The 13,431-nt window shown below is 72.3% G+C and carries 11 protein-coding genes and 1 pseudogene; 6 read left to right on the top strand and 6 right to left on the bottom strand.

The window, feature by feature from the left end; genetic code table 11:
* Nucleotides 1-57 precede the first annotated feature (57 nt).
* Nucleotides 58-1,662, top strand: coding sequence for a DNA recombination protein RmuC (gene rmuC / locus H9652_RS02100; RefSeq protein WP_225227576.1), 1,605 nt, complete (start codon nucleotides 58-60; stop codon nucleotides 1,660-1,662).
* Nucleotides 1,663-1,908: 246 nt separating this feature from the next.
* Here the strand turns inward: rmuC and H9652_RS02105 are convergent, their stop codons facing one another.
* Complete coding sequence (locus H9652_RS02105; protein ID WP_191794426.1) at nucleotides 1,909-2,928, bottom strand: 4-hydroxy-3-methylbut-2-enyl diphosphate reductase; 1,020 nt, start codon at nucleotides 2,926-2,928, stop codon at nucleotides 1,909-1,911.
* Between the two features lie 286 nt (nucleotides 2,929-3,214).
* On the opposite strand from H9652_RS02105, the gene xseA reads away from it, so the two are divergent.
* On the top strand, nucleotides 3,215-4,489 hold the full coding sequence (gene xseA / locus H9652_RS02110) for an exodeoxyribonuclease VII large subunit (RefSeq protein WP_191794427.1): 1,275 nt from the start codon (nucleotides 3,215-3,217) through the stop codon (nucleotides 4,487-4,489).
* 89 nt (nucleotides 4,490-4,578) lie between these two features.
* Nucleotides 4,579-4,848 (top strand): exodeoxyribonuclease VII small subunit, encoded by a 270-nt coding sequence (locus H9652_RS02115; protein ID WP_191794428.1) that lies wholly within the window; start codon nucleotides 4,579-4,581, stop codon nucleotides 4,846-4,848.
* Between the two features lie 11 nt (nucleotides 4,849-4,859).
* Here the strand turns inward: H9652_RS02115 and H9652_RS02120 are convergent, their stop codons facing one another.
* From H9652_RS02120 to H9652_RS02135, 4 genes are all read right to left on the bottom strand, one after another.
* Nucleotides 4,860-6,128 (bottom strand): ABC transporter ATP-binding protein, encoded by a 1,269-nt coding sequence (locus H9652_RS02120; RefSeq protein WP_191794429.1) that lies wholly within the window; start codon nucleotides 6,126-6,128, stop codon nucleotides 4,860-4,862.
* Between the two features lie 142 nt (nucleotides 6,129-6,270).
* Nucleotides 6,271-7,125 (bottom strand): carbohydrate ABC transporter permease, encoded by an 855-nt coding sequence (locus H9652_RS02125; RefSeq protein WP_191794430.1) that lies wholly within the window; start codon nucleotides 7,123-7,125, stop codon nucleotides 6,271-6,273.
* Entirely contained in the window at nucleotides 7,122-8,051 is a 930-nt protein-coding gene (locus H9652_RS02130) for a carbohydrate ABC transporter permease (protein ID WP_225226531.1), read from the bottom strand. The genes H9652_RS02125 and H9652_RS02130 overlap by 4 nt, the downstream gene beginning before the upstream one ends.
* Nucleotides 8,052-8,116: 65 nt before the next feature.
* Nucleotides 8,117-9,412 carry an extracellular solute-binding protein gene (locus tag H9652_RS02135; protein WP_318243945.1) on the bottom strand — a complete coding sequence of 432 codons (1,296 nt, stop codon included), beginning with the start codon at nucleotides 9,410-9,412 and terminating at the stop codon, nucleotides 8,117-8,119.
* 254 nt (nucleotides 9,413-9,666) lie between these two features.
* On the opposite strand from H9652_RS02135, the gene H9652_RS02140 reads away from it, so the two are divergent.
* Together H9652_RS02140 and H9652_RS02145 are read left to right on the top strand one after the other, a co-directional pair.
* Complete coding sequence (locus tag H9652_RS02140; protein ID WP_138827280.1) at nucleotides 9,667-10,299, top strand: carbonic anhydrase; 633 nt, start codon at nucleotides 9,667-9,669, stop codon at nucleotides 10,297-10,299.
* 103 nt (nucleotides 10,300-10,402) lie between these two features.
* Nucleotides 10,403-11,812, top strand: coding sequence for a class II fumarate hydratase (locus tag H9652_RS02145; protein WP_191794432.1), 1,410 nt, complete (start codon nucleotides 10,403-10,405; stop codon nucleotides 11,810-11,812).
* 202 nt (nucleotides 11,813-12,014) lie between these two features.
* Here H9652_RS02145 and H9652_RS02150 read toward each other — a convergent pair whose 3' ends face one another.
* Nucleotides 12,015-12,503, bottom strand: coding sequence for a MarR family winged helix-turn-helix transcriptional regulator (locus tag H9652_RS02150; protein ID WP_191794433.1), 489 nt, complete (start codon nucleotides 12,501-12,503; stop codon nucleotides 12,015-12,017).
* A 73-nt stretch (nucleotides 12,504-12,576) separates the two neighbouring features.
* Between H9652_RS02150 and H9652_RS02155 the strand changes: the two are divergent.
* Nucleotides 12,577-13,431, top strand: a pseudogene (locus H9652_RS02155) (hypothetical protein); the annotation flags it as partial.

Here is a 13,431-nt window from a genome sequence, read left to right on the forward strand (position 1 = left end):
CGCGCCCGACGGCGCAGCTCCCCGCACCCTGTGGGTGGCACCTGGCAGAGTGCGGGCATGGACAACGCCCTGCCGTGGCTCATGCTCGTCGTCGGACTCCTCGTGGGGGCCCTCCTGGGCTGGCTCGCACGCCGCACCTCCCCCGACTCCGGGCGCGCCGAGATCGGTCGGCTCACCGGGCTGCTGGCCCAGGCCCAGCAGGAGGCCGCACGCGGAGCGGGCCTCGCCGAGCGGCTCGCGGCCGAGCGCGAAGGGTTCGAGCGCCAGCTCCGCACCGAGCGCGAGGCGTTCGGACGCCAGCTCGCGAGCACCGAGCGCGCCGCGGACGAGCGCCTCGACATCGAGCGCGCCAACCACGAACGGTCGATCGAGGACCTGCGCGCCGGCTCCGAGAAGCGCCTGGCCGAGATCCGTGGCGACCAGGCCCGGCTCGAGGCCCAGTTCGAGGCCCTCGCCCGCAAGGCGCTCGCGACCAGCTCCGAGCAGTTCCTCACGCAGGCCGAGGAGCGCTTCAAGCGCAGCCAGCAGGTCGGGGAGGCCGAGCTCGCCAAGCGCGAGCAGGCCGTGCAGCAGCTCGTCGAACCGCTCAGCAAGGCCCTCGACCAGGTCAAGGCCGAGGTCTCCGCCGCCGAGCAGGCTCGCCGCGAGGCCCACGGCACGCTCGCCGAGCAGGTCCGCGGCATGCGCCACGACTCCGAGGCGCTGCGCGCCGAGACGTCCCAGCTCGTCACCGCCCTGCGCTCCTCGCAGGTCCGCGGGGCATGGGGCGAGCTCCAGCTGCGCCGCGTCGTCGAGGCCGCAGGCATGATCCCCCACGTCGACTTCATGGAGCAGGACCAGGTCACGACCGACGACGGCGCGCTGCGCCCCGACATGGTCATCCGGCTCGCGGGCGGCAAGAACGTCGTCGTCGACGCCAAGGTCGCCTTCCTCGGCTACCTCGACGCCCAGCAGACGACCGACCCCCGCGTGCGCGCCGAACGCCTCGCCGCGCACGCCCGCCACTTCCGCAAGCACATCGACGACCTCGCGGGAAAGCGGTACTGGGACCAGTTCAGCCCGGCCCCCGAGTTCGTCGTCATGTTCGTCCCGGCCGAGTCGTTCCTGTCCGCCGCGATCGAGCAGGACCCGTCGATCCTGGAGTACGCGGTCGCGAAGAACGTCATCATCGCGGCGCCCATGACGATGATCGCCCTGCTGCGGACCGTCGCGTACGCCTGGCGGCAGGACGCGCTCGCCGCGAACGCCCAGCAGGTGCTCACGCTCGGCAAGGAGCTCCACGGCCGCCTCGCCGTCATGGGCAGCCACCTCGCCAAGCTCGGCCGATCCATCCAGGGCGCCGCCGAGTCCTACAACCGCACCGTCGCCTCGCTCGAGACACGGGTCCTCGTGAGCGCGCGCCGCTTCGCCGACCTCAACGTCGTCGACGAGGACCTCGAGAGCCCTGCCGTGGCCAACCCCCAGCTCAGCGCCGTGAGCGCCCCCGAGCTCCTCGCGTCCGTCCACGAGAACTTCGTCGCGATCGACGAGATCGCCACGGGATCGCGCGCGGGCACCGATCCGGCGGAGGCCGCCGAGCAGGACCCGCTCGACGCCGGAATGCTCGGGACCATCAACGCCCCCGGGCGGCACGAGCGCGACCGGGGAGCAGACGCGTCCTGACGCCCGGGTGAGCGTCGCCGTGGGGTGACGCACGCGCCCGGTGAGCGGCGCCGTCGGGCCGATACCTGCACGATGGCGCGCCAAGCCGCCGACGGTGACGTGCCCCGTCGCCGACGGTGACGGGCTGGGCCACCGACGGTGACGGGCCCGACCCCACACGGGGCGGCAGGTCCGTCGCCGCGACGCCCCGGGGACGGACGAGGCCCGTCCCGGAACATCCGGTACGGGCCTCGACGTGCGAACGGCTCAGACGGGCTCGACCGAGAGCGACGTGCGGTTCTCACGGCGCGGGCGTGCCGGCGCGTTGCCCGCGGCCTTGAGGTCGGCGCGCAGCTCCTTGGGGAGCGAGAACATGAGGTCCTCGGTCGCCGTGCGGACCTCCTGGACCTCGCCGTATCCACGCTCGGCCAGGTACGCGAGCACGTCGTTGACGAGGATCTCCGGTACCGAGGCGCCCGAGGTCACACCGACCGTCGTGACACCGTCGAGCCACGACTCGTCCATCTCCTGCGCGCGGTCGATCCGGTACGACGCGTCCGCGCCGGCCCCCAGTGCCACCTCGACGAGACGGACCGAGTTCGACGAGTTCGCCGAACCGACCACGATCACGAGCTCGCACTCGGGCGCGAGCTTCTTCACCGCGACCTGACGGTTCTGCGTCGCGTAGCAGATGTCGTCCGACGGCGGGTTCTGCAGCGTCGGGAAACGCTCACGCAGACGGTCGACCGTCTCCATGGTCTCGTCGACCGACAGGGTCGTCTGCGAGATCCAGACCACCTTCTCCGGGTCGCGGACCGTGACGTTCGCGGCGTCGTCGGGCGAGTTGACGATCTGGACGTGGTCCGGCGCCTCGCCCGCGGTGCCCTCGACCTCCTCGTGGCCCTCGTGGCCGATCAGCAGGATGTCGTAGTCGTCCGCCGCGAAACGCACGGCCTCCTTGTGCACCTTGGTGACCAGGGGGCAGGTCGCGTCGATCGTCTGGAGGTTGCGCTGGGCAGCCGCCTCGTGGACCGCAGGCGAGACGCCGTGGGCCGAGAACACGACGCGCGCACCCTCGGGCACCTCGTCGGTCTCCTCGACGAAGACCGCGCCCTTGTCGCTCAGCGACTCGACGACGTACTTGTTGTGCACGATCTCCTTGCGGACGTACACGGGGGCGCCGTAGTGCTCGAGCGCCTTCTCGACCGCGATCACGGCACGGTCGACGCCCGCGCAGTAGCCGCGGGGGGCGGCGAGGAGGACACGCTTACCAGTCGGGGAAGTCACGTCACGAGTCTAGGCGACGGGCTTTCGGTGGCGGGCCCGGCGGGTGGGTCCGGGCGCGGTCCGGGCCATGTCCTGGCAGCAACTCCACAGGATCCTCACGGACCGGGCCGCCGCGCCGAGCGTGACCGTGCCGGCTGCCGACGGCGACCGGGCGGACTGCCGACGGCGACCGAGTGAGCGCTCGAGGGTGACGCGCGCGTCGCCCTCGGCGGGCGCGGGCGTCACCCTCGGGGGTCTTGCACGTCGCCCTCGGCGGCTGTCACACCCATGAGGCAGGCTTGACCCCGTGACCGACCGACCCGCCGACCCCACCAGCCCCCCGGCCTCCCCCGCACAGCCGACCGCCCTCCCCGTCCGGGCCCTCGACACGAGCGCCGAGCACCCGTGGCCCGTCCGGCTCCTGTCGAGCAAGATCACGGCGTACATCGACCGGATGTCCCCCGTCTGGGTCGAGGGGCAGGTCGTGCAGCTCAACCGTCGTCCCGGCGCCTCGATGGCCTTCCTCACGCTCCGCGACACGGACGCCGACATGTCGCTCCCGGTCGCCGCGCTCGCCAAGGTCTTCGAGTCCGCGAGCACTCCCCTGACCGAGGGGGCGCACGTCGTCGTCCACGCCAAGCCCGTGTTCTGGCCCAAGCGCGGGTCGTTCCAGCTCCAGGCGAGCGAGGTCCGCACGGTCGGGATCGGTGAGCTCCTGGCCCGGATCGAGCACCTCAAGCGCATCCTGGCGGCCGAGGGCCTCTTCGACGCCGACCGCAAGGTCCCCCTCCCGTTCCTGCCCGCGGTCGTGGGGCTCGTGTGCGGGCGCGAGTCCAAGGCCGAGCACGACGTCGTGGTCAACGCCCGCGCGCGCTGGCCCCAGGTGCGCTTCGAGATCCGCGAGGTCGCGGTGCAGGGCGCGAGCGCGGTCTCGCAGGTGAGCGCCGCGATCGCCGAGCTCGACGCGCGCCCCGACGTCGACGTGATCGTGGTCGCGCGCGGCGGTGGCGCGGTCGAGGACCTCCTGCCGTTCAGCAACGAGGCGCTCGTCCGCGCCGCGGCCGCGTGCCGCACGCCCTTGGTCAGCGCGATCGGCCACGAGACCGACACCCCGCTCCTCGACCTGGTCGCGGACTACCGCGCCTCGACCCCGACGGACGCCGCCAAGCGCATCGTGCCCGACGTGGGCGAGGAGCGGGCGCGCGTCCTGCAGGCGCGGTCTCGGATCCGGGCCGCGATCACGCACCAGCTGCAGCGCGAGCAGTCCCGGCTCGACAGCGCGCGCTCGCGACCCGTGCTCGCCGCCCCCGAGACCATGATCTCCACGCGCGAGCAGCAGGTGCTCGCGGCCCGGGACCGGGCCAGGCGCTCGCTCGACGCGATCCTTCTGCGCGCTCACGGCGAGGTGGACCGCCTCGCGGCCCAGGTGCGCGCCCTGTCCCCCGCGTCGACGCTCGAGCGCGGCTACGCCGTGGTGCACGGGCCCGACGGCGGGATCGTCCGCTCCCCCGACGACGTGAGCCCGGGCGACGCCCTGCACGTGCGGCTCGCGAGCGGCGCGATCGACGCGACCGTGCGCTGACCGAGCCCCCCGGCCGGCCCGAGCCCAGCCCGCCCAGCCCTCCACGCACCGACGACCACAGACCCTCAGCACCAGGAAGGCCCTCCACCATGAGCAGCACCACCCCGCCCCCCGCCGACGTCGCGACGCTCACGTACGAGCAGGCGCGCGACGAGCTGGTTCAGGTCGTGTCCCGCCTCGAGGCGGGCGGCGAACCGCTCGAGGCCTCGCTCGCCCTGTGGGAGCGCGGCGAGGCCCTCGCAGCCCGCTGCCAGCAATGGCTCGACGGAGCGCGCGAGCGCCTCGCGTCCGCTCGCGCGGCGGACGGCGCACCGTCCGCCCCGGTCGACGCTCAGGATGCCGGCACCGAGGACGACTGACCGGCACCGGGTCAGGCGCTCTTGCGCGCCTGCCCCTCGGACTGCGCCTGGGCCCGCTCGAGCGAGGCGCGCCGGTCCTCCTCGTTCTCCTTGTCGAGCCGGTCCACCTCGTCCTGGTCGTGCGTGAGGTTCTCGCCCGTCTCGGGGTCGAAGACCATCATCTTGTCGGGATCGAACCAGAGCTCGGTCGAGTCGCCGTCGCGCACGCGGGACGCCGAGTTGAGCGCGACCACGAACTGGGTGCGCAGTCCCTCGCCGTCGAGCTCGCGGTCGAGCTCCTCGAGCTGGGCCGCGACCGAGGCGTGCATCTCGAACGGCACGTAGGCGTAGAGCTCGGCGCCGAGCCACTCGGTCACGTCGATCTGCGCGTCGAAGGTCCGCCCCCGGTCCTTCTTGGACGGGTCGACGAGGCGCGCGTCCTCGAAGTGCTCGGGGCGCAGGCCCACGATCACGAGCTCACGCTCCCCGATCGCCGAGACGATCCGCTCGGGCAGCTCGAACGTGCCGAACGGCAGCTCCATGCTGCTCCCGGAGACCTCGCCGGGCAGGAAGTTCATGGGCGGTGACCCGATGAACCCCGCGACGAACAGGTTGACGGGCTGCTCGTAGAGCGCGCGCGGGCTCGCGATCTGCTGGAGCTCGCCCTTGCGCAGGACGGCGACGCGGTCGCCGAGCGTCATGGCCTCGGTCTGGTCGTGGGTCACGTAGACGGTCGTGGTCGCGAGGCGTCGCTGGAGCCGCGCGATCTCGGTGCGCATCTGGCCGCGCAGCTTGGCGTCGAGGTTGGACAGCGGCTCGTCGAACAGGAACGCCTTGGCGTCGCGCACGATCGCGCGGCCCATCGCGACGCGCTGGCGCTGCCCGCCGGACAGGTTGGCGGGCTTGCGGTCGAGGTGCTCGCGCAGGTCGAGGAGGTCGGCGGCGTGCTCGACCTTCTCGCGGATCTCGGCGTCGCTGAACTTCCCCTTGGTCAGGCGCAGCGGGAACGCGATGTTCTCCGCGACGGTCAGGTGCGGGTAGAGCGCGTAGTTCTGGAAGACCATCGCGAGGTCGCGGTCGCGCGGTGCCTTCTCGTTGACGCGGTCGCCGTCGATCAGGAGGTCGCCCGAGGTGATGTCCTCGAGGCCGACGATCATGCGCAGCAGCGTCGACTTCCCGCAGCCCGAGGGGCCGACGAGGATCACGAACTCGCCGTCGGAGATGTCGATGCTGACTCCTCGGACGGCGGGGAACCCGTCGCCGTACTTCTTGACGATGTTCTTGAGGGTGATGGAGGCCATCAGCTCTCTCCTCGGTCGGGGGACGGGCGGCGAAGGGTACGGGTGCGGGGCCGTGGCACAGGCCCGGGAGCGGACCCGGGCCCGTACGCACGGGCGACGCGCTCACGCGGGGTGGGCGGCGCCGTCGGGCAGGTCGTGGCGCTCATCCCTTGACCGCCCCCTGCGTCAGGCCCGAGACGATCTGCCGCTGGAACAGCACCACGAGGATCACCACGGGGATGGTCACGACCACGGCCGCGGCGGAGATCGCGCCCGTCGGTTCCTCGAAGTAGGACGCGCCCGTGAAGAACGCGAGGGCGGCCGGCACGGGCCGGGCGGCGCTCGTGGACGTGAGCGAGATGCCGTACACGAAGTCGTTCCACGCGATGAAGAACGCGATGAGCGCCGTCGTGAAGACGCCGGGTGCGGCGAGCGGCACGATGACCTTGCGGAACGCCTGCCACGGCGTGGCGCCGTCGACCTGCGCGGCCTGCTCGAGCTCCCACGGGATCTGGCGGAAGAACGCCGCGAGGGTCCAGATGGAGATCGGGAGCGTGAGCGACAGGTACGGGATGATCAGGCCGAGCCACGTGTCGTAGAGGCCGATGTTGCGCCACAGGTTGAACAGCGGCGTGACGATCGAGACCACGGGGAAGATCGAGACTCCCAGCGCGGTCGTGAGGATCAGACGCTTGCCCGGGAAGTTCAGGCGCGCGATCGCGTACGCGGCGAGCGTCGCGAGGACGACCGCGATCACGGTCGCGATGAGCGAGATGCCGACCGAGTTGCGCAGCGCCGACAGGAACAGCTCCTGCGCCGAGCCGCCCGAGGACAGGATCTGCTCGTAGTTGTCGGTGCTCCACTGCGGTGGCAGGAACGTGCCGGAGTTGAGGTCGCTCGGTCCCTTGAAGCTCGTCATGAGGATCGAGACGACCGGGAACAGCGCGCCCACGAGGACGACGACCGTGATGACGGCCCACCACACGCGGGCCCGGGTGCTCAGGACGCTACCCATCATCGCTCCCCTCTCGCGCCGGCCAGATCCACCTTGAACAGCTTGATCGCGACGAAGCAGATCCCGATCACGCACAGGAACAGCAGGACCGAGATGGCCGAGCCCATGCCGATCTGGAGCTGCCCGATCGAGGTCCGGTAGGCCAGCAAGGACAGCACCTCCGTGTTGTTCGCGCCGTTGGTCATGATGAAGACGTTGTCGAAGATGCGGAACGCGTCGAGCGCGCGGAACAGGACGGCGACCATGATCGCGGCCTTCATGTTGGGCACGATCACGCGCGAGAAGCGCTGCCAGGCGGTGGCGCCGTCGACCTTCGCGGCCTCCTCGAGCTCGCCCGGGACCTGAGCGAGGCCCGCGAGCAGCAGGAGCGAGATGAACGGCGTCGTCTTCCACACCTCGGACGCGATGATGACGAACAGGCTCGTGCCCTGGTGGGCGAACCAGTTGAGGTCCGGCCCGATCCCGGGCACCCAGTCGAACCAGCTGTTGACGTAGCCGGACGTGATGTCGAACGCGTAGAACCACGCGAAGGCCGAGACCACGGTGATGATGCCGTACGGCACGAGGATCGCGGTGCGCAGGAGACCGCGCAGGCGCTTGATCGCGCGGTGCATGACGAGCGCGAGCGCGAAGCCCAGGACGAGCTCGACGACCACGGACACGACCATGATGAAGAACGTCACCGCGAAGTCTCGCCACCAGACGGGGTCGGTGAGGATCACGACGTAGTTGCCGAGGCCCACGAACGAGCGGTCGTCGGGGGCCGTGAGCTTGTAGTTGAACAGCGAGTCGTAGACGGCCTGGAGGATCGGGTAGAGGGTCACGGCCAGCATGACGACGAACGCGGGCCCGGCGAGGTACCAGCCGAGACGGGCCTCGGCCCGGGCCCGGTCGCTGCGCGCGGCCTTGGCCTTCTTGTCGGGAGTCAGGTCGGGCGCGGGGTCCGGCTCGGGCCTGGACGGCTGGGCCGGGTGCGCGCCCCGGGTGTCGGTGCTCACAGCAGTCGCTCCCCTCGCAGGACGGCGGTGATGAAGTCGGTCGAGGTCACGGGCGTGCCGTCCTCGGTCACGCTCGCGGGCGGGTACCAGGTCTGCTGGAGCCCGGTGGAGACCTCGTTGTAGAACGGCGTCTGCGGCCGGGGCGCGGCCTGCTCGAGCGACTGCCGGATCACGTCGTACATGGGGTAGGCCTTCTGCACGGCGGGGTCGTCGTAGGCCGCGGTGTTCGCCGCGGGGTTGCCGTCGGACACGAAGTACGCGGCCTGGTTCTCGGCGCTCACGATGCACTGCGCGGCCTCGTAGGACAGGTCGGTGTGCCTGCTGAACGCCCCGACGCCGAGACTGATGCCGCCGTAGGGCGGGCGCGTGTCCTGCCCCTCGACCACCTGGGGGTACGTCGTCCAGCCGATGTCGTCGAGCAGCGTCTGGTCGAGCGACCCCGCGTCGACGCCGCTCAGCGTCGAGGACCAGACGAACGGCCAGTTGACCATGAACGAGCCCTTGTCCCCCTGGAAGAGGGTCAGCGACGCGGCCTCGTCCTCGCTCGGCAGACCGGGCCCGCCGAGGCCCGAGCTCCCGATCTCGCCGACGATCCGTGCGGCGGCGCGGCCCGCGTCGGTCTCGAGGCCGAGCGTGAGCTCGTCGGCCGGCGCCTCGGGGTTCTCGAGGATCTGACCGCCCGCGGACTCGACGAGCGCGTTGATCCACACGGTCAGCGACTCGGCCTTGGCGCCCTGCACCGCGAGGTACTTGTCCTGGTCCTGCGCCGCGGTCATGATCTGGTCCCACGTCACGGGCTGCGTCAGGTCGAGCCCCGCGGCCTGGGCGACGGACTTGCGGTACCAGAGGAGCTGGGTGTTGGCCCAGAACGGGATCGCGACCAGCTCGTCCTTCCACGTCGAGCCGTCGATCGCGCCCTGCACGACGTCCTGGGTCGTCGCGGTCGCGACGTCGTCGGGCACGGGGGCGAGGAAGCCCGCCTCGGCGAGCTCGGGGATGAACGGCGGGTCGAGGCTCATGAGGTCGATCGACGAGTCCTTGGCCGCGAGGCGGCGCGCGAGCTGTTCACGCTGGGCCGCGGCGTCTCGCGGCAGCAGCGAGGTCTCGATGCTGTACGCGCCGCCCGAGGCGTCGCTGCAGGACGCCGCGATCGCGGCCTGTCCCCCGTTGTCCGGGTTGATGTACCAGGTGAGCACGGGTGGGCCTGAGCCCTCCCCGGTGCTGCACGCGGCGAGCGGCACGATCGTCGCGACGGCCAGTGCCGCGGCGAGTGCCCGGGTGCTTCGGTGCACGGTCTCCCCTTCGTCCAACGGGCGCATCGCTGTGCCCGTTCTCGGTTGGTTCCTCCTCCTAGAGGTACCCGGTCCGGGGACGACTCGCCACGCGAGGGACATTTCCACCAGGCCCGACGGCGCCGCTCGCCCCGGTGCGGACGTCGCGGTGTCCAGGGGTCTGGTCAGATCGTGAACGCCGCGCACGGCACGGCCCGCGGTGAGCGAACATGGAGGTTGTGACGACGACGAGCAGCACCCCCGAGACCACCTCCATGACCCCCGCCGAGGCCTGGGCCCAGCTCCGCGACGGCAACGGACGCTTCGTGCGCGACGAGATGGAGCACCCCTCGCAGGGCGCCGCGCGCCGCGCCGAGGTGAGCGTGGCCCAGCACCCCCACACTGTGATCTTCGGCTGCGCGGACTCGCGCGTCGCGGCCGAGATCATCTTCGACCAGGGGCTCGGTGACGTGTTCGTCGTGCGGACCGCGGGTCACGTCCTGGACACCACGGTGATCGGGTCGATCGAGTACGGGGTCAACATCCTCGGGACGCCGCTCGTGGTCGTGCTCGGCCACGACAGCTGCGGTGCGATCGCCGCGGCCGCCCACACGCTCGCGACGGGCGAGCAGGCCGACGGGTTCGTCCGCGCGGTCGTCGACCGGGTCATCCCCTCGATCGTCAACATCACGAGCAGCAAGGGTGGCGTGTCCGCCGTCGACCCCGACACGCTGCGCCGCGAGCACGTGCGTCACACCGTGGACATGCTGCACGGCTACTCCGCGGCGCTCGCCGACGCGGTCGCCGAGGGACGCCTGGCGATCGTCGGCGTCGAGTACACGCTCGCGGACGGCCGCGCCCGGCTCGTCGAGGTCGTGGGCGACGTCGACGACACCCCGGACGTGTGAGGCCCGGGTCCCGCCTGCGGGCGGGACCTGCCCGGCGCACCGCGCGCGGGTCGTGCCCGGACCGGTTCGAGAACACCCGTCCCGGTGCGGCACCATTAGGCCCATGACTTCTGCCGAAGATTCCGACTACCGCATCGAGCACGACACCATGGGTGAGGTCCGCGTCCCCGCGGCCGCCCTCTACCGCGCGCAGACGCAGCGCGCCGTGGAGAACTTCCCGCTGTCGGGCACTCCTCTCGAGCGCAGCCACATCGAGGCCCTCGCTCGCGTCAAGAAGGCCGCGGCGCGCGCCAACGCCGAGCTGGGGGTGCTCGACGAGGACGTCGCGGCCGCCATCGTGGCCGCCGCCGACGAGGTCGCCTCGGGCGTCCACGACGCCCACTTCCCGATCGACATCTTCCAGACGGGCTCCGGCACGTCGTCGAACATGAACACCAACGAGGTCCTCGCGACGCTCGCGACGCGCTCGCTGGGCCGCGAGGTCCACCCCAACGACCACGTCAACGCGTCGCAGTCGTCGAACGACGTCTTCCCGACGTCGGTGCACCTGGCCGCGACCGCGGGCGTCGTGCACGACCTGGTCCCCGCCCTCACGCACCTCGCGGAGGCGCTCGAGGCCAAGTCGGCCGAGTTCGCGACGGTCGTCAAGTCGGGCCGCACGCACCTCATGGACGCGACCCCGGTCACGCTCGGCCAGGAGTTCGGCGGGTACGCCGCGGCCGTGCGCTACGGGATCGAGCGCCTGCAGTCCGCGCTGCCCCGCGCGGCCGAGGTCCCCCTGGGCGGCACGGCCGTCGGCACGGGCATCAACACCCCGGCAGGCTTCCCGCAGCGCGTCATCGCGCTGCTCGTCGAGGACACGGGCCTGCCGCTGACCGAGGCGCGCGACCACTTCGAGGCGCAGAGCTCGCGCGACGGGCTGGTCGAGCTCTCGGGTGCGCTGCGCACCATCGCGGTCTCGATCACGAAGATCTGCAACGACCTGCGCTGGATGGGCTCGGGCCCCAACACGGGTCTGGGCGAGATCTTCATCCCCGACCTGCAGCCCGGTTCGTCGATCATGCCGGGCAAGGTCAACCCCGTCGTGCCCGAGGCCGTCCTCATGATCGCCGCGCGCGTGATCGGCAACGACGCGACCGTGGCCTGGGCCGGTGCGAGCGGCTCGTTCGAGCTCAACGTGCAGATCCCCGTCATCGCGCTCGGTGTGCTCGAGTCGATCCGTCTGCTCTCGAACGCGTCGGTCGTCCTCGCGGACAAGACGGTCGTGGGCATCACGGCCAACGTCGAGCGTGCGCGCGCCCTCGCGGAGTCCTCGCCCTCGATCGTCACGCCGCTCAACCGCGTGATCGGCTACGAGGCGGCGGCCAAGGTCGCCAAGCACTCGGTCAAGCAGGGCCTCACGGTCCGCGAGGCCGTGATCGACCTGGGCTTCGTCGAGCGCGGCGAGGTCACCGAGGAGCAGCTCGACACGGCGCTCGACGTCCTGTCGATGACGCGCCCGCCGCAGGCGTGACCGCTCGCCGAGGCCCCTGCCCGGGAGGGCGGGTCTCGGCGCGTACCGACGAACGGCGTGGGCCGGGTGCTGTCACCCGGCCCCCCCCCCCCCCGCCCGCGCCCCGCCGTCCGGTCCGTCGTGCCGCGGTCGGTCGTGACGAGGGTCCCGCGGTCGGTCGTGACCGGAGGGAGGTCCTGGGTGCGCACGACCCGGGACGACGTCAGTACTCGACCGGGTCCACGCGTCGCAGCACGATCGCGAGCAGCTCGCCGAGCCGTTCCCGCTGGTCGTCGGTGAGCCCGTCGAGCGCGGCACGTTCACGGTCGAGCTGGGCGGGGAAGAGCTCGTCGACGAGCCGTTCGCCCTCCTCGGTGAGCGAGAGCAGCACCCCGCGCCGGTCGCGCTCGACGACGGTCCGCTCGACCAGCCCCTCGCGCTGGAGGTGGTCGAGCCGCTTGGTGATCGAGGCGCCGGGCGCGCGCGTGATGGTCGTGACCTCGCGCGCTCGCAGGGGGCGGCCCGCGCGGCGGAGCGCGGCGAGGACCTCGAACTCGGGCCGGGTCAGCGAGCGTTGCGCGAGGGCCGCGTCGCTCGACTCAGCCAGGAGCGCCGCGATCCTGGTGATCCTGCCGATCGAGTCGACGGGCGAGAAGTCGACGTCGGGCAGCCGTTCGCCCCACTGCGCCCGCAGGCGCTCCACGTAGTCCACGGGACCAGCCTAGGGCCTGCGCCTCAATAGTTCACATGTGAAACATCTACGAACGAGGCGTATCCTGGACGGGATGCCACCCTCCTCCACGCCCCTCGCTCGCCCGTCCACGCCCACGCCCACCGCCGCGACAGCGCCCCGGCGAGCGCCCGCGACCCCGCCCGCACCGGCCGGCCGCCGCTCACCCGTCCGCGTCGCCGCGCGCGAGGTCCTCGACCCCGCGCACCTGCGCGCCGCCCTGCGGCTCACCTCGGTCGACGCCACGCTCGTCGCGGCCCTGCTGTGCGGGGCGAGCGTCGCGATCACGCTCGTGATCGCGGCGACGACCGGCCACCAGGACCTCGCGGGCTTCGCGGCCCTCGGGGCCCTGACCTCGCTCTACGGGCGCTTCGACCCGTACCGGCGCCGGGCGGCGCTGCTCGCGGTGGTCGGCGCGATCATGGTCGCCTCGATCCTGCTCACGACGGCGGTCACCGCGGCCGGCGCCCCGCCCTGGGTCGCGCTGGCGGTCGTCGCGCTCCTGGCGGGCGGCATGACCGCGTGGTGCCACCTCCTGCGCACGGGCCCTCCTGGCGCGACGATCGTCGTCTTCGCCGCCGGCGCCGGGCTCGCGGGGGCGCCCACGTTCGCCGACCTCGCACCCCGGGGGCTCGCCGGGCTCCTGGGCGTCGCGGTCGCCTGGGCCGTGTGCGTCGCGGGGTTCCTGTTCCGGCCGAGCGGTCCGGCGCGGCTCGCCGTGCGGCGCGCGACCCTCGCCGCCGAGGCCGCAGCCCTCGCTCCCGACGACCGTGGCGCCGTCGGGCGGGCGCGCGACGCCGTGGCCCTCGCGCGGACCGTCCTCGCCGACGCCGCGTCGCACCGCCGCACGCGCGCGACCGCCCTGCGCCTTGCCGACGCGCTCTCGGGGGCCGCCGGGACGCCTGCCGCC

The organism is Oerskovia rustica (genome assembly GCF_014836555.1).
Taxonomy (GTDB): domain Bacteria; phylum Actinomycetota; class Actinomycetes; order Actinomycetales; family Cellulomonadaceae; genus Oerskovia; species Oerskovia rustica.